The 23,141-nt window shown below is 65.1% G+C and carries 22 protein-coding genes; 8 read left to right on the forward strand and 14 right to left on the reverse strand.

Annotation, left to right across the window (positions count from 1 at the left end; translation table 11 throughout):
* Nucleotides 1-31 precede the first annotated feature (31 nt).
* The 4 genes from LIG30_RS12035 (at nucleotide 32) to nadC (ending at nucleotide 4,225) form a co-directional block, all read left to right on the forward strand.
* Nucleotides 32-1,366, forward strand: a complete 1,335-nt coding sequence (locus tag LIG30_RS12035) for an MFS transporter (protein WP_038712404.1) — start codon at nucleotides 32-34, stop codon at nucleotides 1,364-1,366.
* Nucleotides 1,367-1,424: 58 nt separating this feature from the next.
* On the forward strand, nucleotides 1,425-2,417 hold the full coding sequence (locus LIG30_RS12040) for an ABC transporter substrate-binding protein (RefSeq protein ID WP_038712406.1): 993 nt from the start codon (nucleotides 1,425-1,427) through the stop codon (nucleotides 2,415-2,417).
* 234 nt (nucleotides 2,418-2,651) lie between these two features.
* Nucleotides 2,652-3,242, forward strand: coding sequence for a MarR family winged helix-turn-helix transcriptional regulator (locus LIG30_RS12045; RefSeq protein ID WP_038712408.1), 591 nt, complete (start codon nucleotides 2,652-2,654; stop codon nucleotides 3,240-3,242).
* Nucleotides 3,243-3,379: 137 nt separating this feature from the next.
* On the forward strand, nucleotides 3,380-4,225 hold the full coding sequence (gene nadC, locus LIG30_RS12050; protein ID WP_038712411.1) for a carboxylating nicotinate-nucleotide diphosphorylase: 846 nt from the start codon (nucleotides 3,380-3,382) through the stop codon (nucleotides 4,223-4,225).
* Between the two features lie 182 nt (nucleotides 4,226-4,407).
* Here the strand turns inward: nadC and LIG30_RS12055 are convergent, their stop codons facing one another.
* Together LIG30_RS12055 and LIG30_RS12060 are read right to left on the reverse strand one after the other, a co-directional pair.
* The gene (locus tag LIG30_RS12055; protein WP_038712412.1) at nucleotides 4,408-5,586 is read right to left on the reverse strand and encodes a Gfo/Idh/MocA family protein; all 1,179 of its coding nucleotides are present in this window, start codon (nucleotides 5,584-5,586) and stop codon (nucleotides 4,408-4,410) included.
* Nucleotides 5,587-5,602: 16 nt separating this feature from the next.
* Complete coding sequence (locus LIG30_RS12060; protein ID WP_038712415.1) at nucleotides 5,603-6,934, reverse strand: Rieske 2Fe-2S domain-containing protein; 1,332 nt, start codon at nucleotides 6,932-6,934, stop codon at nucleotides 5,603-5,605.
* A gap of 210 nt (nucleotides 6,935-7,144) precedes the next feature.
* Here LIG30_RS12060 and LIG30_RS12065 point away from each other — a divergent pair, with 210 nt between their 5' ends.
* Complete coding sequence (locus tag LIG30_RS12065; RefSeq protein ID WP_038712417.1) at nucleotides 7,145-8,689, forward strand: methyl-accepting chemotaxis protein; 1,545 nt, start codon at nucleotides 7,145-7,147, stop codon at nucleotides 8,687-8,689.
* A 174-nt stretch (nucleotides 8,690-8,863) separates the two neighbouring features.
* Here LIG30_RS12065 and LIG30_RS12070 read toward each other — a convergent pair whose 3' ends face one another.
* From LIG30_RS12070 to LIG30_RS12100, 7 genes are all read right to left on the reverse strand, one after another.
* Entirely contained in the window at nucleotides 8,864-9,205 is a 342-nt protein-coding gene (locus tag LIG30_RS12070) for a cytochrome C oxidase subunit IV family protein (protein ID WP_038712419.1), read from the reverse strand.
* An 8-nt stretch (nucleotides 9,206-9,213) separates the two neighbouring features.
* Complete coding sequence (locus LIG30_RS12075; protein WP_038712420.1) at nucleotides 9,214-9,921, reverse strand: heme-copper oxidase subunit III family protein; 708 nt, start codon at nucleotides 9,919-9,921, stop codon at nucleotides 9,214-9,216.
* Nucleotides 9,918-10,529 (reverse strand): cytochrome c oxidase subunit 3, encoded by a 612-nt coding sequence (locus LIG30_RS12080; RefSeq protein WP_038712422.1) that lies wholly within the window; start codon nucleotides 10,527-10,529, stop codon nucleotides 9,918-9,920. Before LIG30_RS12080 ends, LIG30_RS12075 begins: the two co-directional genes overlap by 4 nt.
* Nucleotides 10,526-12,280 (reverse strand): cytochrome c oxidase subunit I, encoded by a 1,755-nt coding sequence (gene ctaD / locus LIG30_RS12085; protein ID WP_038712424.1) that lies wholly within the window; start codon nucleotides 12,278-12,280, stop codon nucleotides 10,526-10,528. The genes LIG30_RS12080 and ctaD overlap by 4 nt, the downstream gene beginning before the upstream one ends.
* 30 nt (nucleotides 12,281-12,310) lie before the next feature.
* The gene (locus LIG30_RS12090; protein ID WP_038712427.1) at nucleotides 12,311-13,459 is read right to left on the reverse strand and encodes a c-type cytochrome; all 1,149 of its coding nucleotides are present in this window, start codon (nucleotides 13,457-13,459) and stop codon (nucleotides 12,311-12,313) included.
* 361 nt (nucleotides 13,460-13,820) lie between these two features.
* Nucleotides 13,821-14,333: a hypothetical protein gene (locus LIG30_RS12095; RefSeq protein ID WP_038712428.1), complete on the reverse strand. Its 513-nt coding sequence runs from the start codon at nucleotides 14,331-14,333 to the stop codon at nucleotides 13,821-13,823.
* A 184-nt stretch (nucleotides 14,334-14,517) separates the two neighbouring features.
* Entirely contained in the window at nucleotides 14,518-15,819 is a 1,302-nt protein-coding gene (locus LIG30_RS12100) for an NCS2 family permease (protein ID WP_038712430.1), read from the reverse strand.
* Nucleotides 15,820-16,845: 1,026 nt separating this feature from the next.
* Between LIG30_RS12100 and LIG30_RS12105 the strand changes: the two genes are divergently transcribed.
* Entirely contained in the window at nucleotides 16,846-17,124 is a 279-nt protein-coding gene (locus LIG30_RS12105; protein ID WP_038712459.1) for a hypothetical protein, read from the forward strand.
* A gap of 174 nt (nucleotides 17,125-17,298) precedes the next feature.
* Here the strand turns inward: LIG30_RS12105 and LIG30_RS12110 are convergent, their stop codons facing one another.
* Together LIG30_RS12110 and LIG30_RS12115 are read right to left on the reverse strand one after the other, a co-directional pair.
* On the reverse strand, nucleotides 17,299-17,673 hold the full coding sequence (locus LIG30_RS12110; RefSeq protein ID WP_038712460.1) for a DUF2917 domain-containing protein: 375 nt from the start codon (nucleotides 17,671-17,673) through the stop codon (nucleotides 17,299-17,301).
* 249 nt (nucleotides 17,674-17,922) lie between these two features.
* Nucleotides 17,923-18,207 (reverse strand): hypothetical protein, encoded by a 285-nt coding sequence (locus LIG30_RS12115; RefSeq protein ID WP_038712433.1) that lies wholly within the window; start codon nucleotides 18,205-18,207, stop codon nucleotides 17,923-17,925.
* Between LIG30_RS12115 and LIG30_RS26800 the strand changes: the two genes are divergently transcribed.
* On the forward strand, nucleotides 18,200-18,355 hold the full coding sequence (locus tag LIG30_RS26800; RefSeq protein WP_160326693.1) for a hypothetical protein: 156 nt from the start codon (nucleotides 18,200-18,202) through the stop codon (nucleotides 18,353-18,355). The two genes, LIG30_RS12115 and LIG30_RS26800, sit on opposite strands and share 8 nt — an antisense overlap.
* 24 nt (nucleotides 18,356-18,379) lie before the next feature.
* Here LIG30_RS26800 and LIG30_RS12120 read toward each other — a convergent pair whose 3' ends face one another.
* The 3 genes from LIG30_RS12120 to LIG30_RS12130 form a co-directional block, all read right to left on the reverse strand.
* Nucleotides 18,380-19,153: a slipin family protein gene (locus LIG30_RS12120; protein WP_038712434.1), complete on the reverse strand. Its 774-nt coding sequence runs from the start codon at nucleotides 19,151-19,153 to the stop codon at nucleotides 18,380-18,382.
* The gene (locus LIG30_RS12125) at nucleotides 19,150-20,670 is read right to left on the reverse strand and encodes an NfeD family protein (RefSeq protein ID WP_038712463.1); all 1,521 of its coding nucleotides are present in this window, start codon (nucleotides 20,668-20,670) and stop codon (nucleotides 19,150-19,152) included. Before LIG30_RS12125 ends, LIG30_RS12120 begins: the two co-directional genes overlap by 4 nt.
* Nucleotides 20,671-20,736: 66 nt before the next feature.
* The gene (locus LIG30_RS12130) at nucleotides 20,737-21,795 is read right to left on the reverse strand and encodes an AraC family transcriptional regulator (protein WP_038712437.1); all 1,059 of its coding nucleotides are present in this window, start codon (nucleotides 21,793-21,795) and stop codon (nucleotides 20,737-20,739) included.
* Nucleotides 21,796-21,944: 149 nt separating this feature from the next.
* On the opposite strand from LIG30_RS12130, the gene LIG30_RS12135 reads away from it, so the two are divergent.
* The gene (locus LIG30_RS12135) at nucleotides 21,945-23,078 is read left to right on the forward strand and encodes an acyl-CoA dehydrogenase family protein (protein WP_038712438.1); all 1,134 of its coding nucleotides are present in this window, start codon (nucleotides 21,945-21,947) and stop codon (nucleotides 23,076-23,078) included.
* The last annotated feature ends 63 nt before the right edge of the window (nucleotides 23,079-23,141 follow it).

Consider the following 23,141-nt stretch of genomic DNA (forward strand, 5'->3'; position numbering starts at 1 on the left):
TATCCAGAGTCAAATTCGGAGACATTCAGTCATGGCACATTCAACGTTGCACTCCGGGGACCTGTCCCTGCCTGTCGTAGCCGACTCGGCGGCGGAGGAAGCGACTTACCGCAAGATCACGATCAGGTTGATGAGCTTCCTTTTCGTTTGCTGGGTCCTCAACTATCTCGATCGCGTCAACGTCAGCTTCGCGCAGTTGCAGCTGAAGCACGACCTCGGCTTGAGCGACGCGGCGTACGGGCTCGGCGTGAGCCTGTTTTTCATCGGCTACATCCTGCTCGAAGTGCCGAGCACGCTGTTGTTGCGGCGCATTGGCGCTCGCAAGACCGTCACACGGATCATGCTGCTGTGGGGCAGCATCTCCACTGCCATGGCGTTCATGACCGCTCCATGGCAGTTCTATCTCGCCCGGACGCTTCTTGGCGCGGCCGAAGCGGGCTTTTGGCCCGGCATCATCCTCTATCTCTCGTACTGGTATCCGTCGAAGCGCCGCGCCCGCATCACGTCGCGGTTCTTGCTGGCGATTGCGGTTGCGGGGATCGTCGGCGGCCCGCTATCCGGGTACATCCTGCAAAACTTCATGGGCGTCTGGGGCTATCGCAACTGGCAGTGGCTGTTCTTCCTTGAAGGCTTGCCCGCCGTGATTGCCGGTGTCGTTGCCTACTTCTACCTGGTCGACCGGCCGCAAGACGCGAGGTGGCTGACCGAGGAGCAAAAGCGAATCGTCATTGGCGCGCTCGAGGACGAACACCGGAAGAAACCGCATGATGCGCCGAGCCGTCTGCTCGCCGCGCTGCGCGATCCGCGCGTGTACGTGATTGCGGCTGGCTGGGCTACGGTGCCCATCTGCGGGACCATCCTCAACTACTGGACGCCCACGATCATCAAACAGGCGGGCGTGTCCAACCTGTTGCAGATCGGCTTGCTGTCCGCGCTGCCATACATCGTCGGCGCCGTTGCCATGGTGCTGATCGCACGCAGCTCCGACCTGCGGCTCGAGCGCCGCTGGCATTTCGTGCTGTCGACGACAGCCGGCGCCACGGGCGCGGTGCTCCTGACGGTTCTGACGCACAACTCGTTTGCCGCCATCGCGTGCCTGAGTCTCGTTGCGGTGAGCTATTTCTCGGCCGCGGCCATCATCTGGACCATTCCGCCGAACTACCTCAAGGGCGAGGCGGCGGCTGGCGGTATCGGCGTGATCAGCAGTCTCGGTCAGGTGGGCGCTTTCTTCGCGCCCATCGTCCTCGGCTGGGTGAAGAGTGTGACCGGCAGCTTCTCGGCCGGCATCCTGCTGGTCGCGGCGCTCGTTTTCATCGGCGGCATTGCCGTTTTCTTCGGCGTGCCGCGCGAGCGGCAGGCGCAGTAGTCCGGCGCGTGACGACGCACGTGACGGACAGCATTTTGACAGTCAGACAGGAGCAGGAATGAGCAAGCTTCAACTTTCCATCGCCGTTGGCAACTATGACCGGATGCGACCGCTGATCGACGGCGACGTCCAGATCGACGGCGTCGACCCCGTGTTCATGCTGCAGGACCCGGAGGAAATTTTCTTTCGTGCCTTCCGGCACGCGGACTACGACATTTGTGAGCTTTCGCTCAGCAGCTATTCGGTGAAGACGGCCGCGGGCACGTCGCCCTACATTGCCGTGCCGGTGTTCCCTTCGCGCGCGTTCCGGCACAGCTCGATCTATGTGCGTTCCGACCGCGGGATCGATCGTCCCGAGGACCTGAAGGGCAAGCGGATCGGCGTGCCGGAATACCAGCTCACGGCCAATGTGTGGGTCCGGCTGTTTCTGGAGGAAGAGTATGGCGTGAAGGCGTCGGACATTCGCTGGGTGCGGGGCGGCTACGAGGATCCGACACGCGTGGAGAAGATCGCGTTGAACCTGCCCGAAGGCGTCGTGCTGGAAAACGCGCCCGAAGGCCAGACGATTTCGAACCTTCTTGCCGACGGCGAGATTGACGGCGTGATCGGACCGCGCGCGCCGTCGTGCTTCGAGCGTGGACATCCGAAGGTCAAGTACCTCTTCGATGACCCGCAAAAGAGCGCCGCCGAATGGTACGAGCGCAGGACGCTCTTCCCGATCATGCACACGCTGGGCATTCGCAAGACGCTCGCGGATCAGCACCCGTGGCTGCCCGGCGCGATCGCGAAGGCGTTCGAGCAATCAAAGGAAGTGGCGCTGGCCCGTTTGAGCGACACCTCGGCGACCAAGGTGACGCTGCCGTTCATCGAGGACCAGTTGCGCAATGCGCGGCGTCTGATGGGGCACGACTTCTGGTCGTACGGATTCGCGAACAACGAACACGTGATCGACCGCTTCCTCGCGCAGCACCATGCCGAGGGTTTGTCGAGCCGTCGCCTGCAGCCTGCTGAACTGTTCCACCCGGCCAGCCTGGAGCGATTCAAGATCTGACCTCTCGCGGCGGTCGTTGGTGCCTCAACGCCGTACGGCACGCTCACGCTCGGACGTCACCCGAACCTGCCCTACGAGCTGATGGACAAGTACGATGCGACGCTTCCGAACGGTGCGAGCGTGCCAGGCGCGACGAAGGTGGGCCGCGAAATGAGCGCGGCGGCCCAGTGCCGCTCGCGCCAGCTAACGCGCTATGATTGTCACCAGTCTGGTCACAATAACGGCGAGGAAGGTATGGCAGCAGCACGTAGTTCAGGCAAGGGCGGGGGCGCGAGCGAGGACCCCATCCTGCGGCACTGGCGCGAGGCGGTGCCGGATGATCGTCTTGCTCACCTGGTGAAGGATGCGGGCCGCGCGATGATACGTGGCCTGCAAATGCGCCTGGCGCAGCATGAAGTCTCGTTCGGCCACTGGGCGTTTCTGCGTGTGCTGTGGGTCACCGACGGTCTGACGCAGAAGGAGCTCAGCGACGAGACCGGCACCACGACGCCCACCACGTTCAGCGCGGTGTCGGCGATGGAAAAGCTCGGGTACGTCGAGCGCCGCTATGCGCCCGGCAATCGCAAGAACACGCACGTCTATCTCACGCCGCGCGGGCGGAGCCTGAAAAACAAGCTCGTCCCGCTCGCGGAAGAAGTCAACGAAATCAGCGTCAGGGGCCTGAAAGCCACCGAGATCAACGTCGCGCGGAAGGTCCTGCTGGCGATCATCGAGAACATGGCACGCGACGAATCCGAGTCGGACGACCCGGCGCTGCGCATTCCGTCGACGCGGGAAGTGGGCAACCTGATCGCGGCACGCGGCGAAGAAATCGATCAGGATTGAGGCGCAGCGCTTCAGGTCATTCCCGAGTAGCAATCAAATTATAGATCTAATAATATTGGCGAGCGTGCCAGGTCCAAGACTGGCACGACGGCAGGCCACTGCATGCTGATTTCTCGCTCAAAAGATACGGATCTGGAATGGATGGAATGACCCGCGCGGCGATGACGCGCAACGTCCGCGATGCGCTCGCGGAAGATGTCGGCGAGGCCGACTGGACGTCGCTACTGATCGACCCCGACGCTTCAGCCGAAGCTGTCCTGACTGTGCGCGAACCCGCCCTGCTGTGCGGCAGGCCGTGGTTCGACGAAACACTCCAGCAGGTCGACCCGCGCATCACGATTGAATGGTTTGTCGGCGAAGGCGAACGGATGCGCGAAGGGCAGGCCGTCTGCCGGATCGCTGGCCCGGCGCGCGGTATGCTCACCGCCGAGCGCACCGCGCTCAACTTCATTCAGTTGCTTTCTGGCGTGGCCACCGAGACGAACGTGATGACGCGGATCGTCGAAGGCACGTCCGCGCGGATTCTCGACACGCGAAAAACGCTACCCGGATTGCGCCTCGCGCAAAAGTACGCGGTGTGTATCGGCGGCGGCGAAAACCATCGTCGCGGGCTGTACGACGGTATCCTGATCAAGGAAAACCACATCGCGGCGGGCGGCGGCATTGCGTCGACGCTTCGCGCCACTCAAGCGTTGGGTGCGGGTGTGCCCGTGCAGGTCGAGGTGGAGACGCTCGATGAGTTAAACGAAGCGTTGGCTGGGGGCGCCGCGGCGATTCTGCTCGACAATTTCTCGATCGAGGCGATGCGCGAGGCGGTGCGCGTCACCGCAGGGCGAGCCGAGCTGGAAGTCTCGGGCGGTGTGACCGAGGAGACGCTGCGAACCATTGCCGAGACCGGCGTGGACCGCATTTCGCTCGGCAAGCTGACGAAGAACGTCAGGGCGATTGATTTTTCGCTGCGCTTCGCAGCGTTCGCCGGGTAACGAGATCGGGGCGAACGGGGCGCATGTGTGCGCCCCGTCGAAGCTGGGGGCTGCCTGTTGCCTGCTTTCCGGATTTCAAACTGTCCGGTTTGCCGGAAGCACCGATAAAAAAACCTCGCTTTAACAGAGTACATGGCTCTGTTCAAAGCGAGGGTAACGAGGGCTTTTACGCTTACCCCGGACTATGAAAGCGTGACATCTGCGCCCGTTTCGCTCGACTTCAGAATCGCGACGCAGATTTCCAGCGTGCCCTTCGCCCATTCGCCATCGTGTAGCGGCCCGCATCCGTCGACCACCGCGCCATACAGCTCGTCGATCACTTCGGCGCGCGGCACGGCGGGTGCGGGCAGCGGCAGCGTCTGGCGCTGTTCGTCGCCGTAGACGACGATCGAATCGGGCAGCGGACGCAGGTCCGCATGCTCGCAAGACACGATAACCGGGCCGAAATGCTGATGAAATCGCAGCGGCTCGTCCGCGGTGGCCGTTGGCGGCTTGTATGCCGATCCGCCGTAGGTGCCGGCCGCCTTGAGCCTGGCCTCGTCGTCCGAGGACTCGAGCGTCTCCAGACGGCGGCGGGCGCTGCCGTACGCGTCGGGGTTCGTGCGATCACCCATCTCGCCGATCCAGCCGCTCCACTCATCGGTGTTGAAGTGGCCGTAGCCGTTGTACGAGAGCGACGCATACGCGCCGTTCTCGAACCAGATCAGCGCCGAATACGCCCCCTCGGTCGGGCGCGACGGATCCCACCGGCCGACGCTCGCGCGCAGCCGGGTCGCGCGCGAGCCGGCCAGCATTCGCACGATGTCGACCTGGTGCGCGGCCTGGCTGAAGACGGCGCCGCCGCCTTCGGCTGTCGCCAGCTCCTCGGGCCGGCGCGGTCGGTACAGGTAGTCGGTGTAATTGACGGCCTGAATCATTTTTACCGCTCCGAAATCGCCGAGGTCGATCAGTTCGCGCGTACGCAGGTACGGCGTGTCGAAACTGTGGCAATGGCCGACGATCAGATGCACGTTCGCTGCGCGGCATGCAGCGATCATGCGATCGCAGTCCGCAGCAGCGAGCGCCATCGGCTTTTCGACCAGCACGTGTTTGCCTTTCGCCGCGGCAATTTCCGTGTGATGCGCGTGGAACTGGTGCGGACTCGCAACGTAGATGATCTCGACGTCAGGGTCCTCCGCCAACTCCGCGACGCCCGCATAGGTGGGCGCCGCGAAGTCGGCGGCGAACTGCCGCCGCGCTTCCTCACGCGGATCGCACGCAGCGACGAGCTGGACTCTGGAGTCGCGCAGGAAGGTCGGCAGCATCAGCGAGAATGCCCGTCCCAGTCCCGCGACCCCGATGCGCAAACGGCGCTGCTCCATGGCCGTGTGCCTCCCGTTATTGCTTGACCTGATAGTCCGTTGCGAGCGCGGACGGCTGGTCGTCAGGTTCCGGGTTCTTCTTGCTGACGTAACGCGCGGCATACGTGCGCCAGTCGATTTCTTTCGGCACGACAGCCTGGTACGAGCACACTTCCCGGGGAATCGCCTGCGCACCGGTGCCGATGGCTTCGCCATCCTTCTCGAATTCGGCGAGCGCGTCGATCATGCGGCGTCGGAATTCGACGATCGCGAGATCGCTTGCGCCGAGGCGCTCGTCCGACCGGTTCGCAATCGGGCCCATCGTGACCCACATGGCGACGTCCTGGTTCGGGAAGCCCGAGATGCCGGTGAAATTGCCGGCCTTCATCGCCTGGCGGTCCTGCCAGAAGCGGTTGTCGTGATTGCGCAGCGGGCGATAGTACGGGTCGAGATCAATACCGACCTGCTGACGCAGGAACTTGCGCCACGTTTCGTTTTCCGGCGTCGTCTCCGGATCGCCCCAGGCCATGAAGTAGAACACTGTGTTCGTGTCGTCCATCGGCACGTTGACGTTCGCGACGTTGTACAGATTGTTCGGCGGAATCAGCACCGTTCCCGGCGCCACGAACACCGTGGAGCGCACGTAGTCGTGCGTGTTGGCGTTGAAGATCGGGCGGCGCAGCGCGGCGTAACGAAAACCGTAACCGGTGCGCTCGACCTGCAGCCGCGGCGCCTTGTCGGTGGACGGGCGCAGCCAGTTCTTGCCGGTCGCTTCGGCGCCGCCGACGCGTGCCGGCACGAAGTCCGACGAATGCAGGCTCGAGCTGTGCGCGGAATCGATCGCGCCTTCGAGAATCTGCGCCCAGTTGCACGGCAGCAGCACCTTCGCGATGCTCACGCGGGTGTCGGCGGTCGGCGCCCAGGCCGGCGGCACGAACTCGGGGATGGCGTTTTGCGGGCCCATGTACGCCCACACCATGCCGCCCCATTCCTGCACTGGATAGGCCTTGTGCTTGACCTTGTCGGTCATGCAGCTCGACGCGGGTTCGGACGCCATTTCGAGCACGTTGCCGGCGACGTCGAACTTCCAGCCGTGATACAGGCAGCGCAGGCCGGCATCTTCGTTGCGGCCGTAGACGAGCGATGCGCGGCGGTGCGGGCAGTACTCGTCGAGCACGCCGACGCGGCCTTCGGAATCGCGGAATACGACGAGATCCTCGCCGAATATGCGCGCTTTGACCGGCGCGCCGTCCGGCTCGCTGACTTCTTCGATGAGGCAAACCGGCGTCCAGTGTCGGCGCATCAACTGGCCCATCGGGGCATCGCCTTCGACGCGGCACAGCAATTCGTTTTCTTGGTGGGTCAGCATGTAATGTCTCCCGGCGAGAGGTCGCCTTCATCAACAGGTGTGGCTCAACTATATTAGAGATCTAGTTATACTGGCAAGAACCTTTCGGTGCATGCGGGAAAGTACGGACGGTCGAAAGTGCCGATGGACCAGAAATATTCGATCCCTAATATAAAGAAGCGGGATTCATCGCCGATAGATACGGTGAGCTTAAAAATAGAGATCTAATACATGAGACGAATCACCTTTTATCAGAAGCTCTGGATCCCCCTTGCGATTTCCTTGCTATGCATCGCGGCGATTGCGGCGTTTGGCGTGATTCAGGACAAACTGGACGGCATTGCGGAGCGCGAACGCGCACTGCGCGAGATTGCCGATATCGCCGGGACCACGGTGTCGCGCTACCAGCAACTCGTCGCCTCCGGCCAGTTGAGTCCCGCGGACGGCAAGCGCGAGGCGCTGGCTGCGCTTCGTGCGATGCGCTTCGGCAGGGACGGCTACATTGTCGTCATCGATCCCGGGATGCATGCGGTGATGAATCCCTCGAAACCGGAAACCGAGGGCAAGTTCCTCGGTGACTACACCGACGCGAAAGGGGTGTACGTCTATCGTCGAATGACCGCGGTCGCGAACGACAGTGGCGGGGGCTTCGTCGATTACTACACGCATCGGCCCGGTGAAACCGCCCAGGTCAGAAAGCGCAGCATGGTCAAACGCTCATCGGCCTGGAACTGGATATTCGTCACTGGCGAGTATGTGGACGATATCGATTCCGCGTTCTGGCGCTCCATGTATGTGGCGTTGTTTTTTGTCGCGGCAATCAGCGTTGTGCTGGGTGTCCTGGTCTTTCTCGTCAACCGCTCCTTGATTCGCGCCCTCGGCGGTTCTCCCGAATACGCGAAGACCGTCGTGCGCGCAACGGCAAGCGGTGACCTGTCCTGTGCGATTGACTCGCGAGCCGCCGAGGACAGCCTGGTCGGGCAAATCCGCGTGATGCAAACGCGTTTGCGCGCAGCCGTTTCGGAGATTCAGCGAGGCGCCGAGACCATCACGCTGGCGATGGAGGAGGTGGCGACAGGAAACGCGGACCTGTCGCAACGAACCGAAGCACAGGCTGCTGCGCTCCAGCAGACCGCAGCGAGTCTTGCACAGTTCAAGTCGGCTGTCGCCGATAACTCGGTGAACGCGGAGAGCGCTGCGCGCCGCGCCGCGGACGCGCTGAATTCAGCCCGGCAAGGTTATGAAGCGGTTAGCGCGGTGGCCGGGACAATGAACAACATCGCGGCCAGCTCGGCGGAGGTCAACAACATCGTGGGCATGATTCAGGGCGTGTCCTTCCAGACGAATATTCTCGCCCTGAACGCGGCGGTCGAGGCAGCACGCGCCCGGGAGCATGGGCGCGGCTTTGCTGTCGTGGCATCGGAAGTGCGGGCGCTTGCGCAACGGTCGTCTGTCGCGTCGCGGAACATCGAAACGCTGATTGGCACGTCGGATGGACACGTTCGGCAGGGCGCAAGACAGGCGAGTGTGGCGGGCGAGCGCGTCGAAGAGATACTCGATACCGTTCGACAGGTCGATGGTGTGCTGAGAGAGATCGCGTCCGCGTCCGAGGAGCAACGCAACGGCGTCGAAGAGCTGTCGCGCGCGTTGTCGCAGATCGACGACGTCACGCAACACAACGCAGCCCTCGTGGAAGAATCCGCCGCGGCGACTGAAGCGGTGCGAGATCAGGCCAGAAAGCTTCTCGAAAGCGTTTCGAGTTTCAGGCTGGCATAGACGGGGGCGATCGATCGCGTTGGTTCGGGCAAACGGCCGTGATGGTCGACATGTGGCATAAGTTCCCGGTGAGCAGGTAACCGCATCGGCCTCGGGCTGCGCGGAGACCACCGCGAGGTGATCTCCGCGAGGCAATGTCACGGCGTCGGCCGGATCGGCACGAGCGGCTTAAGGTCAGCGGAAGAACAGCTCCCGCATCCCGAGCGTGTGATGCGCTTCGGCCGCCATCAGCACCATCAGCACCAGCAGGCACAGCGGCGGAATCAGGATCGCGTACACCAGCGCCAGCCGCTCCCACATCATGTGCATGAAAACCGACACGATCAGCCCGGCCTTGGCGATCATGAGTACGACGATCAGCACCCAGCGCATCAGGCCCTGCACGCGGAAGTAATCCACCAGGTACGACATCGTGCTCAGCACGAACAGCAGGCCCCAGATCTTCAGGTAGGTGCCGATCGGATGCTGCTGGCCGTGCGCGGCATCGGGCCGATGGGCGGGATCGGTGTGGTCCATGGTCTGCCTCACCACAAATAGAACAGCGCGAAGATGAACACCCACACCAGGTCGACGAAGTGCCAGTACAAGCCGGCAATCTCGACGATCTGGAAGTTGCCGTGCTCGGTGAACCCCGGCTGCAGGACCTTGCGTGCGATCAGCAGCAGGTAGATCACGCCGCAGCTCACGTGAAAGCCGTGGAACCCGGTGATCATGAAGAAGCACGCGCCGAACTGCGCCGCGCCCAGCGGGTTGCCCCAGGGGCGGATACCTTCATGGACGATCAGCTTGGTCCATTCGAGGGCCTGCATCGACACGAAGGCCGCGCCCAGCAGCGCAGTCGCCAGCAACAGGGCGGCGGCGCGCGTTGCGTTGCGCCGGTAGCCGAAGTTGACGGCCATCGCCATGGTGCCGCTGCTGCTGATCAGGATGAACGTCATGATGGCGATCAGCAGCAACGGCACATCCACGCCGCCCACGGTGAGCCCGAATACCCTGGAAGGGTCGGGCCACGGCACCGTGGTCGAGATGCGCACCGACATGTAGCCGATCAGGAAACTGCTGAAGACGAAGGTGTCCGACAGCAGGAAGATCCACATCATCGCCTTGCCCCACGGCACCTTGAAGGCTTCGCGGTCGGCCGACCAGTCCGCGACGATGCCGCGCCAGCCGTCAGGCCCGGCGTCGGCGGGCGTGGGCGCAGCGGATTTGGTGGGGAGCGTGGGCGTGGTCATGGCGCGGCTCCATACAGCGGCCCGCAGACGGCGGCGACGATGTCAGGGGTGATCCACCACATCGCCGCCAGCAGCACGAGCCAGACAGCCAGCAGGAAATGCCAGTAGAGGGCGCACAGCGCGATCGCGCGCTGGGCCCGGAAAGGGTCCCCGCGCCGCAGCTGCGCGATCGTCATGGCCCAGGCCACCAGCCCGCCCAGCACATGCAACCCGTGCAGGCCGGTGAGCAGGTAGAGGAAGCTGTTGGACGGATTGACGGTGACGGTCTGCCCGGCCGCCGACAGCATGCGCCACGCGGTCAGTTGCCCGATCACGAACACGGCCGCCAGCACGCCGCCGGACACCAGCCACGCCGCGCGGCGCAGAGTCATCTGCCGGGCACGCTGCATGGCCATGCCTGCCAGCGCCAGCGCGCCGGTGTTCCACCACAGCAGCGCCGGATGCGGTATCGGCTGCCAGTCGGGCTCGCGCATGCGCATGCCATAGGCGAGCAGCAGCAGTGAAAACAAGGTCGATGCCACCGCCATGAAGACGATCAGGCCGGTGCGGCCCGCATTCGGCAGGACCGGTGGCGCGTCAGGAACGTAGGAGCGGCGCAGTGTGGTCATTCGCGTGCCTCGCCGGGTTGAAGCGTCGGGGGGGCCGGTTCAGGCGCCGTCTCGGGCGGCTGGTTTTGCGGGACGAAATCTTCGTCGCGATCCGGCGGGCTGTATTCGTACGCCCAGCGGTAGACGACAGGTGTCGCGGCGCCCCAGTTGCCGTGCGCGGGCGGCGTTTGCGGCGTCTGCCATTCCAGCGTGGTGGCCCGCCACGGGTTGCCGTCGGCACGCTTGCCGCGCACCAGGCTCCACGCCAGGTTGTACAGGAACAGCAGCTGCGCCACCGCGACGATCAGCGCAACGACGGTGATGAACGTGTTGAGCGTCTGGGCCGAAGGCGGAATGAAGCTGTAGCCGTCATACGCGTAATACCGCCGCGGCATGCCCAGGATGCCGAGATAGTGCATCGGGAAGTAGATCGCATAGGTGCCGAGGAAGGTGACCCAGAAATGCGCGCGCCCGAGCGTGTCGTCGAGCATGCGGCCCGTCACCAGCGGATACCAGTGGTAGATGCCGCCGAACACCACCAGGATCGGCGACACGGCCATCACCATATGGAAGTGCGCGACCACGAAGTACGTGTTCGACAGCGGAATGTCCACGCTCACGTTGCCGAGGTAGAGCCCGGTCAGCCCGCCCAGGACGAAGGTGCTGATGAAGCCGATCGCAAACAGCATCGGCACGGTCAGGTGGATATCGCCGCGCCACAGCGTCAGCACCCAGTTGTAGACCTTGAGGGCGGTCGGGATGGCGATGATGAGCGTGGTGGTGGCAAAGAAGAAGCCGAAGTACGGATTCATGCCCGCGATGAACATGTGGTGCGCCCAGACCACGAAGCTCAGCGCGCCGATGATGACGATGGCCCACACCATCATCCGGTAGCCGAAGATGTTCTTGCGCGCGTGCGTGCTGATGAGGTCCGACACGATCCCGAAGGCCGGCAGCGCGACGATGTAGACCTCCGGATGCCCGAAGAACCAGAACAGGTGCTGGAACAGCAGCGGGCTGCCGCCGGCATGCCTGAGCGTCTGCCCCATCGACACCACGGCCGGCATGAAGAAGCTGGTGCCGAGCGTCCTGTCGAGCAGCATCATCACCGCCGACACGAACAGCGCCGGAAACGCCAGCAGCGCCATGATGGTCGCGATGAAGATGCCCCATACGGTGAGCGGCATGCGCATCAGCGTCATGCCCCGCGTGCGCGCCTGCAGCGTGGTGGTGACGTAATTCAGGCCGCCCATGGTTGCCGCGACGATGAAGATCGCCAGCGACACCAGCATCAGCACGATGCCCCATTCCACGCCCGGCGTGCCCGGCAGGATGGCCTGGGGCGGATACAGCGTCCAGCCCGCGCCGGTCGGCCCGCCCGGCACGAAGAAGCTCGCCACCAGCACCAGCACGGCCAGCAGATAGACCCAGTAGCTCAGCATGTTGAGAAACGGGAACACCATGTCGCGCGCACCCAGCATCAGCGGGATCAGGTAGTTGCCGAAGCCGCCCAGAAACAGCGCCGTCAGCAGGTAGATCACCATGATCATCCCGTGCATGGTGACGAACTGGTAGTAGTGGTTGGCGTCGATGAAACTGAACTTGCCCGGAAAGCCGAGCTGCAGCCGCATCAGGTCCGACAACACAAGCCCGACCAGGCCGATGGCGATGGCCGTCAGCGCATACTGCACGGCGATGACCTTGTGGTCCTGGCTCCAGACATAGCGGGTCCAGAAGCTTTGCGGGGCGTGGCCGGTGTGCGCATAGGACATTGCGTCTGCTCCGTCTGGGTGTGTTCGACCCTATGGTTTGGCTGCGCTGCCGGCGGCCGGGCCGCCTTGCGCTTCGATGTAGGTCACCAGCGCGGTCAGCTCCTGCTCGCTCAGGTCGAAGTGCGGCATGATCGGGGCGAAGCCCTTCACGACACGGGCCTTCGGGTCGCGGATGAAGGCGCGCAGATACGCTTCGTCCACCTTCGCGGTGCTGCCGTCGGCCATCGTTTCGGTCTTGCCGTACAGGCCCTTCCAGGTGGGGCCCACGCGCGGACTGCCGTCCACGGTGTGGCAGGCGAAACAGCCCTTGGCCTCTGCGAGCGACTTGCCCTGGCCAGCGAGCGCCTGGGTGCTGCCGCCTGCAGCGGCGGCTGCGGCCTGCACCGTGGCCTGCTGCCGTTGCGCGAACGTGCTCTGCTGCGCCAGCCAGCGCGAGAACGCGGCTTCGTCTTCCACCACCACCACGCCGCGCATGCCGGAGTGCCCGATACCGCAAAGCTGCGCGCACAGGATGTCGTAACGCCCGGCCTTGGTCGGCGTAAACCAGAAGGTCGTCACCATGCCGGGCACCATGTTCATGCGCGCACGGAACGGCGGTACGTAGAAGTCGTGCAGCACGTCGCGCGACCGTGTCAGGACCTGGATCGGCCGGTTGAGCGGCAGGTGCACCTCGGGCGTCTCGATCAGGTAGTTGTCACGGCCGTTGGGGTCGCCGGGGTTCAGGCCGAAGGGGTTGTCGTTGCTGATGTAGCGCACGTCCGTCGTGCCCAGCTTGCCGCCGGGGCCGGCAAAGCGGAAGCGCCATTGCCATTGCTGGCCGAGCACTTCCATCTGCAGCACGTTGGGTGGCGGCCGGACGTAGTCCGCGTAGACGAACAGCCCCGGCGCCAGCAGCGCGGCCACGCCGACCGCGGTCAGGCCGATCAGCCACCATTCCAGCCGCTTGTTGTGCGGCTCGTAAGCCGCGCGATGCCCGTTGCGGTGACGGTAGCGCAGCAGCGCGATCACGATGAACAGGTTGATCGCGATGAAGAGCACGCCGGTGATGACGAGCGTGATCGTCAGCATGTCGTCCATGCGCACCCAGTTCGACGCGATCGGCGTGACCCACCACGGACTGGCAAAGTGAAACCCCACCGCCAGTACGATGATCAGGATCAGGGCAATCGCAAGCGCCATGGGCCGCCTCGCTGCGTGTCACTCGCTGGAGCCGCTGACAAGGCGTTCCGGGCATCGCCGTGTCGCGTTGCCGTACTTCGTACTGTCTGCGCCGGCGCATCTGCCAGGATCAGCTTCGCTGAGCGTTGCAGGCGGCTCTAAAGCAAAGGTAGTCCTCTCCTTTGCATCGTGCAAGGCAGCGCAACGGGAGGCGTTCCCCCTATCCGGATCGCGCGAATGGACGCGTCATTTGCTGCGATGCAAGGCAAAACGGCCGCCTTCGGCATCGGTTGCCGAGGCGGCCGTCTCCCGAGGGCGCCGGGTGTTTGGCGTTTGTTCACACGTGAACGGAGCCGATCGGCGCGGCGGAAAAAGCGGCGCGTCAGTGCATCGCGTCCTGCTTGCGCCGTTCCAGCATGCCGTAGACGATGGCTGTGACCGCGCCAAACAGCAGGTTTGCCAACAAGGGGCCGGCACCCCGCTCCGAGACGAACCAGGGGAACACGGCCGTCATGACGTAGAAGTTCCACCCATACGCGACGATCCCGAAGGCGAGCCCGATGACGGCCTCCATGCCCATGCTCGAATCGAAGCGGAAAGGCGCAATGACCGCGCCGAGAATCATCCCCATGATGGCGCCGAGCACGTAGTGCAGGACCAGCGCCGTTACCACGATGCCAAGGCTGAAGAGCGAGATCTGGTCGAGCGCACCCGACCCCATCACCATCGCCGCGATCTTGTGAGCCGGTCGCCACGGGCTTTCATTGAGCACGATGGTCGACCAGAGGAGTTCCAGCACCATCACCAGGGCACCACCCGCGACACCGGCCACGGCAGCGGCGAGCCAGTCGGGCATGCGCCGTTCCCAATGGTGTGATTGAATGTGCAGTTCCATACGACCTCCTTGCCGACAGTTCGACTTCAGCACTCAGGTACCGAAAGCGCCACTCGCCTGGCTTCAGCGCCACTCGCGTCGAAAGTGCGTCCCTTATGCGATTCAGAATGGCAGATATGGGTGCCAACGCAAGGTACAAAAACCCTGCGCGTGCCGCTTCGACGCATTGCGGCGGCGCGTGCGCTTATTCGCTGCTCAGATAGAAGAAGCGGAACAGGAAGACCGCCGCGATGATCCAGACGATCGGCTTGACCTGACGAACCTGACCCGTCAGCAGCTTGAGGCCGCCGTATGCGATGAAGCCGAACGCGACGCCGTTGGCGATCGAATACGTAAACGGCATCAGCAGCGCGGTGAGGGCGGCGGGCACGGCTTCCGTCGCGTCGTCCCACGGCACGTCGACCATGTCGCGCAGCATCAGGCACGATACGTAAAGCAGCGCGGGCGCGGTCGCATACCCCGGCACGACGCCGGCGAGCGGCGCGATGAACAGGCACGCGAGGAACAGCACCGCGACGGTGATCGCGGTGACGCCGGTGCGGCCGCCGGCCTGCACGCCGGACGCGCTTTCGATGTACGCGGTGGTCGACGAGGTGCCGAGCAGCGAGCCGGCGACGATCGCGGAGCTGTCGGCGAGCAGCGCCTTGTTCAGGCGGTCCATCTTGCCCTCGACGAGCAGGCCGGCGCGGTTCGCGACGCCCATCAGCGTGCCCGTCGCGTCGAACAGCTCGACGAGGAAGAACACGAGGATCACGTTGACGATGCCGGTCGACAGCGCCGCGCCGATGTCGAGCTTGAACAGCGTCGCGTCGATCGACGGCGGCGCGGAGAACACGCCGTGGAACTCGTTGCCGCCGAAGAAGAACGACAGGATCGTGACCGCGAGGATGCCGATCAGGATCGCGCCGCGCACGCGCAGGAAATCGAGCGTGACGATCGTGAAGAAGCCGATGATCGCGAGGACCGTGGTGGGCTTGTGCAGATCGCCGAGCGTGACGAGCGTGGCCGGATTGCCGACGATCACGCCCGAGGTCTTCAGCGAGATGATGCCGAGGAACAGGCCGATGCCCGACGTGATCGAGATGCGCAGCGATTTCGGAATGCCGTTGACGATCGCCTCGCGCACGCGGAACAGCGTGACGACGAGGAACAGGCAGCCGGAGATGAACACCGCGCCGAGCGCCGCCTGCCAGGTGAAGCCGAGCCCCTTGACGACGGTATACGCGAAGTAGGCGTTCAGCCCCATGCCGGGTGCGCACGCGATCGGGTAGTTCGCGTAGAGGCCCATGATCAGCGACGCGAGCGCGGCGACGATGCAGGTCGCGACGAATACGGATGCCTTGGGCATGCCGGCGTCGCCGAGGATCGACGGGTTGACGAAGATGATGTAGGCCATCGTCAGGAAGGTGGTGACGCCCGCGAGTATTTCGGTGCGTAGGTCGGTGCCGGCTTCAGCGAAGCCGAAATACCGTTTGATGGATTCCATGAAGGCGTTTCTCCGTTGGGATTGTCGTGTTGCATGCCGCGTCGAGGGGGTGAACGGGCGACGCGGCGGTACTTTAACCAGCCACTGGGGTTCGGCTAACGGCGGGATTGTAATAGCGGAGAAGGGCCGGACGATATTTGCGGCTGTCGCGTGCCGTGGCGGACCGGCATGGGAACGGGTCGATGGCGCGTCGGCACGTACCGGGGCGGGCGTGGCAACGGCTGTTTTTAGCGTGGGGGGCTGGGAAAGAAGGCTGTCTGTTGTGTATTTGTATGAATATCGAAAGGTGGCGTCCTGGATAAACAAAGGATGACGAATGGCTTGAGGCGGAAGCCGTGCCAGGCCATCCGGTCACGGTTACATGGCCATAAATGACGGCGTGGCAGTCGTGCCGGTCACGTTCGGTTCGAAGGACAAGGTGGGCGTGCTGGTATTCATGAAGCGGAAGGACGGGATCCGGAAAATAACCAAGGTCGAAGATACTTTGGATTGCAGATAATTATCCGGATGGGGAATGTCGGTTTGAGGATGAGTCGCCGCCCGTTTGGCAGGCGTCAGGCGCGACCGCGACGCTGACGCAGCGGATTTTCCGCGTTGGTGTCGGCCTGTCCCGGTGACGGGACAACGACATATTTCTGCCATCGATGACCGTCATGCTGGATCGGAGCAGAGGCACCGCATGACGTCACGGCGCGCTTGATTCGTCGGATGATCCCGGGGTGTCGCGATGGAATCCGGCTATGCTGCCCTGAAGGCGCGCACTGCGCAACTGTCATTTTCGCGGGCCTGTCGGACTGTGGTTTTTGTGTGTAAATGAATGCAAAACCGGATCGCATAAATCGAGAACTGTTTCTAGGATACTGAAACCGCTCGCGCACATGCCGGGCGGTTCGTCGCTATCGCAGGGAAGGCGGCCGGCGCACCACCCGGCTGCGCGATGCGAAGGCCATCGTCGCGCGTCCGGGCAAGCGCGCGCGGTCAGATCGATTGCCCGGTGCGAGTTCGTCCGTCATCACGGAGGTCAGCATGTTGAACTGGATCAGCCGTTGGGCAATGCGGCACGCCCCGACGCCGGAGAAAACCGCTGCGTCGATGCTCGTCAATGCGCGGATGGAACTGTTTACCGCGGAACAGCGTGTCATCGACGCGAAATTGCAGGCGGATTACTGGCGTACGCGGGTGTCGTTTCTCGAGGAGGTGCAGCGGCAAGGCATCGAGCCCTGGGTCAGCGCACAGCCGTCGCAAAAGCCGGAGGTCGAGGTCAGTCCCCGTGCGGCGGGGCCGCGGCTCGCGGCCAGTACCTGACGCTGTCCTTGCGCTTCGTGCGGCATCGCGTGGCACGTTTCGGCGTGCCATGCGCGCACGCGTCATGCCGCACGCGCCAGCGAGGCCGGGCGTGCAGTTGCGCGTGCGGGGCATGCCACGCGCATGATCGCGCGCGGCTTTGCGCGGCCTTTTAGGGGCGGCTCGATTCAAGGCTCATGCACGCCTTCGCCATCGCTCGCGCGCGAAGCGCCGCAGATCCGCGAACGCGCGCCGCAGTCTTTCGCCGCGGCGCTCGTACGCGGTCATGATCGACACCTCCGCCGGGCGCTCGCCGTCGGCGCTCAGCCAGATGCGTTCGCCGCGCCTGATGCGCATCGTCTCGCCCGGCCGGATCCAGAAATCGTCGACGCAGGGCGGGCGTGTGAGCCATAGCGCCACGTTGTGTGCGCGAATCTCCGCGTCGCGGTGCGCGCGCCACGTCATCGTCGCGTGCGGCGCGACGGCGAAGTGAATCACGACTCTCGGCAGGGCGATCGCGTCTTGGCGGCGCAGATCGGGACGAACAAACAACTGACCGGCTTGATCCATCGTCATCTCCATCCGTTGAGCCGGGCGGATGACGCGCACCAAAACAAAAGGCCTCATCCGTTTCCGGCGAGGCCTTGTGACATGCAGCGCTGCTGCAGATGCTAACGCACAAGCTCTCCCGGTGACTCGCCGTGAATGGCGTTCACTGGGTGATTAATCGCGATGGCGATGGGCTTGAGCGTTTGCATGTCGAAGAGTGTGTCGTTGCGTCGCGGTGCTGTCAACGAAAATTTTCGGGATGGCCGGGGCTTATGCGCCGGCCTGGTCGAACGCGCCTTTCAGCAGCTCGGTCAGCAGGCCGGTCATGCCTTCGGGATGCGTGGCCGCGCGCGCCTTGAGCTGTTCGACCAGCTCGGCGTTCAGTTTGCACGCGAACGGCACGAGGCCCTGTTCCTGATCGAGCTTGCGCTGTGCCCGGCGGTCGAGCTGGGCCGCTTCGCTGCCTTTGCCGAAGCGCGCGGACGCCGACTGCTTCATCGCGTGGGTCAGCTTGAGTGCCTTGTTCTTCTCGAGATCGGTTTTCTTCATGGCCATCGCGGCACCTCTTTGGGAAATGAAGCCGCGATTGTACGCATTTCACGCGGACGTGCGTCCGTTGTGCTGCGTGCCGCACGTGCTCGAGGATATTCGGGCCATGATGGCGTCGCTCGGCGGCACCATCGAAATCGACGAGTACCGGTAGCAGGGCCGGCCGGAATCGCCCCCGTCAGCGCTCGCGCGGCGCACTGAAGCGATCGAGCACCGCCGTCAGCAAATCGATCGGCAATGGAAACACGATCGTCGAGTTCTTGTCGGCGGCGATCGTCGTCAGCGTCTGCAGATAGCGCAACTGCATCGCCTGCGGCTGCTGCGCGAGCCGCTGCGCCGCTTGCAGCAGCTTCTCGGACGCCTGCAGCTCGCCTTCCGCATGAATCACCTTCGCGCGCCGCTCGCGCTCGGCTTCGGCCTGGCGCGCGATCGCGCGGATCATCGTTTCGTTCAGGTCCACGTGCTTGATCTCGACCATCGACACCTTGACGCCCCACGCATCGGTCTGCGCGTCGAGAGTCTTCTGGATGTCGGCATTGAGTTGCTCGCGCTCGGCGAGCAGCGCGTCCAGTTCGTGCTTGCCGAGCACCGAGCGCAGCGTGGTCTGCGCGAGCTGGCTCGTCGCCTCGAAAAAGCGCGCGACCTGGATCACGGCCTTCTCCGGATCGACGACCCGGAAATACACCACCGCGCTGACCTTCACCGACACGTTGTCGCGCGTGATCACGTCCTGCGCGGGCACGTCGAACACGACGGTCCGCAGGTCGATGCGCACCACCTGCTGCACGACCGGGATGATCAGCACGAGTCCCGGCCCCTTGACCTTCCAGAAGCGGCCGAGCATGAACACGACGCCGCGCTCGTATTCGCGGAAGATGCGGATCGACGATGCGACGAGCAGCACCGCGAACACGATCAGCATGCTGCTGAATCCGAACGTGTAGCCGATCATGATTTTTCTCCTTGGGATGACGGCGTTTCGTAGAGCGGCGCGACGGTCAGCAGCAGTCCGCTGCGGCCGGTGACGCGGACCCGGCAGCCGGGCGCGAGCGGCACATGGCACGCGACGCGCCAGCGCTCGCCGTGGATCAGCGCCCAGCCGGCGGCGGACGGCGGGTGGCCGGCGGCAGTCGGCGGCTGGTCGGGCTTGAGCCCGTCGTCGAGTACTTCGCCGATGCTGCCGATGATCGCCTCGGCGCCGCTGACGATCGGGCGGTGCCGCGCGCGCAGCGCGACGCTCGACACGGCCGTGACGAACAGCGCGCCGCCGCCCGCAAGCCCCACGATCAACGGCCACGGGATGCCGTAGCCCGGCACGTCGGTATCGATCAGCATCAGCGCGCCGATCGCGAACGACGCGATCCCGCCGAAGCCGAGCACGCCGAAGGTCGGCAGGAACGCCTCGGCGATCAGGCACGCGAGGCCGATCAGCACGAGCGCAAGGCCCGCGTAGTTGACGGGCAGCAGCTGCATCGCGAACAGGCCGACCAGCAGGCAGATGGTGCCGACGACGCCCGGCAGCACGAAGCCGGGATTCGCGAATTCGAAGAACAGGCCGTAGATGCCGATCGTCAGCAGGATCAGCGCGACGTTCGGGTCCGCGATGATGCTGAGGAAGCGGTTGCGCCAGTCCGGCTCGACGACGTCGAGCGACGCGTGCGCGGTGGCGATGCGTTGCGCGCCCGCGGCGGTCGTGACGGTGCGGCCGTCGAGCTGGCGCGCGAGATCGGCCGGGTCCTGCGCGATCAGGTCGACGACATGCTGCGCGCGCGCCTCGTCGGCGGACAAACTCACCGCCTCGCGCACCGCACGCTCGGCCCATGCCGCGTTGCGGCCCCGCAATTGCGCGAGCCCGCGGATGTACGCGGAGGCGTCCTGCATCGCCTTGCGGATCTCGGTCGACGCGGTGTCGGTGGGCAGCGCGTCCGACGCGGGCTTCGCGCCCGGCTGCTGCGCCGGGTTGCCGCCGGGCGCGCCGCCGCCGCCGATGCCTATCTGCACGGGCGACGCCGCGCCGAGGTTGGTGCCGGGCGCCATTGCCGCGATGTGGCTCGCATACACGATATAGGTGCCGGCGCTCGCCGCGCGCGCGCCGCTCGGCGCGACGAACGCGGCGACCGGCACCGGCGACGCGAGGATCGCCTTGATGATCTGCCGCATCGACGTGTCGAGGCCGCCCGGCGTGTCGAGCTGGAGGATCGCGAGCGGCGCGCGCTCGCGTGCCGCGCGGCCGAGCGAGCGGACGATGAAATCCGCGCTCGCAGGCCCGATCGCGCCGTTGACCGGAATCACGACGACGGGCGGCCGCGCGGAGGCGGCTGGCGTAGCCGGAGGCGCGGCGGCGACGGCACAGACGACGAGCAGCGCCGCGAACAGCGCGGCACGCGCGACCCGCGCCGGAAGCGGATGGTGCGGGTGACGATCCGGCGTGTCGTGCGCCGGCGGCTGCCAGGGAGGATGAAAGCGCATCGCGACGGCCGGACGACGCGCGGCCGCGCGCCCTCCGCCCCACAAAAAAGGGCTATGGCCCGATGTTTAAAGATTAGGCGGTTTCTGCGCAAAGCGCGATCCGGCCCGCGTTCGCAGCGCCTCGTCGCGGTAGTCGGCGGGGCTGCGCCCGCTCCATTTGCGGAACGCGCGATAGAACGCGCTCGGCTCGGCGAAGCCGGCGGCCGCGGCGACGTCGGCGATCGTGCGCGACGGATCGGCGAGGGCCTCGTACGCGAGGTCGCGCCGCAGCGCGTCCTTGATCGACTGGTACGCGTGGCCTTCCTGATGCAGCTTGCGGCGCAGCGTCGCCTCGGCGACGTGGAGCCGGTCGGCCATCTCGGCCGCGCCCGGCCACGCGGCGGGCGGCAGGCCGCGCAGCACCGTGCGCACCCGCTGCGCGAGCGCGTTCGGGTTGCGGTACTTGACGATGAAGCTGGCCGGTGCGTTGCGCAGGAAGGTCTTCAGCGTCGCGGCGGTCTGCAGGACCGGCAGCGTCGCGAATTCGGGATCGAAGTCGACGTACGACTCCAGCTGGTTGAAACGCATGTCGTCGCAGAACATCGACGGATACTCGTGCTCGACGGGCGGCGTGTCGCAGCGGAAGCTCGCGTGCAGCAGCGGGATGCGCCGGCCGATCAGCCAGCAGGTGAGCCCGTAGACGATGATGAAATAGGTCGCATACGTGAACATCGCCGGCACCGGCGCGTTGTTGCGGTGCACGAAGCGTAGCCGCACGCGCTGCGGGTTCGCGTCGACCTCGGCGTGCAGGTCGTCGAGCACGCAGTGCATGAAATTCACTGCGCGCGCCAGCGCGTGCAGGCCGTCGCGCGCGGTCAGCGCCGCCTGGCTCATCGCGATGAAGCTGCCGCTTCGCATCGGATGGCTGTCCTGACCGAAGAATTCGTCGTCGAGCGTGCGGGCAATCGCGTTCCACAGCGCGCCGTACTGCTGCGCGGACACCCGCGCGCGTGGCTCGTCGAGCAGCGCGGGCGCGATGCCGGCCCGCTCCAGCAGCGCGTCGGCGGGCACGCCGCGCCGCACGGCGAGCGCGACGCTGACCGCGACGAGGCTGATCGCGACGGTTCCTTTGTCTTCCTGCTTCATCGGCGGGCGGCGCGCGGCGCCGCTATGGCAAAAACGCTCAGTGTAAATGAGCGGTGCGAGCATCGAACACTGCCGCGCGCTTGCCTACACTTTATCCATCAAAACATTACGCGGCCGCGTCTTGCCGGCCGCCAGGAGACAGCAGCGCCATGGACGAGCTCTATACCGAAGACCAGCGGATGATTCGGGACGCCGCGCGCGATTTTGCCACCGAGGTGCTGGCGCCGAACGCCGCGCAATGGGATCTCGACGCCCGCCTGCCGGACGAGATCGTCGCGCAGATGGGTGAACTGGGCCTGCTCGGGATGATCGTCCCGCAGGAATGGGGCGGTTCGTATACGGATTACGTCGCTTACGCGCTCGCGATCGAGGAAGTCGCCGCCGGCGACGCCGCGTGCTCGACGATGATGAGCGTGCACAACTCGGTCGGCTGCGGGCCGATTCTGGCCTTCGGCACGCCGGCGCAGCAGGAGCGCTGGCTGGGCGAGCTCGCGACGGGCCGCACGATCGGCGCGTTCTGCCTGACCGAGCCGCAGGCCGGCTCCGAGGCGCACAACCTGCGCACCCGCGCGGAGCTGCGCGACGGGCAGTGGGTGCTGAACGGCGCCAAGCAGTTCGTGACCAACGGCAAGCGCGCGGGCCTCGCGATCGTCTTTGCGGTCACCGACCCGGACAAGGGCAAGCGCGGCCTCTCCGCGTTCCTCGTGCCGACCGACACGCCGGGCTTCATCGTCGGCAAGCCGGAGAAGAAGATGGGCATCCGCGCGTCGGACACCTGCCCGATCACGCTCGACAACTGCACGATCCCCGAATCGAACCTGCTCGGCACGCGCGGCGAAGGCCTCAAGATCGCGCTGTCGAACCTGGAGGGCGGCCGCATCGGCATCGCCGCGCAGGCGGTCGGCATCGCGCGCGCCGCGTTCGACAAGGCGCGCCGCTATGCGGGCGAGCGCGTGCAGTTCGGCAAGCCGCTCAACGAGCATCAGGCGATCGCGCAGAAGCTCGCCGACATGGCCACCCAGATCAACGCCGCGCGCCTGCTCGTGCATCACGCGGCGAAGCTGCGCACGGCCGGGCTGCCGTGCCTGTCGGAAGCATCGCAGGCGAAGCTGTTCGCGTCGGAGATGGCCGAACGGGTGTGCTCGGAGGCGATCCAGATCCATGGCGGCTACGGCTATCTCGCCGACTATGAAGTCGAGCGCCATTATCGCGATGCGCGCATCACGCAGATTTACGAGGGAACCAGCGAAGTGCAGAGGATGGTGATCGCGCGGCAGCTGTGACGCCGCGCCGTTCACCGTAATGGCAGCAAGCATGCCTGGCAGAGACCGGTAAACGGCCGCCGG

Source organism: Burkholderia sp. lig30, assembly GCF_000687455.2.
GTDB lineage: Bacteria > Pseudomonadota > Gammaproteobacteria > Burkholderiales > Burkholderiaceae > Burkholderia.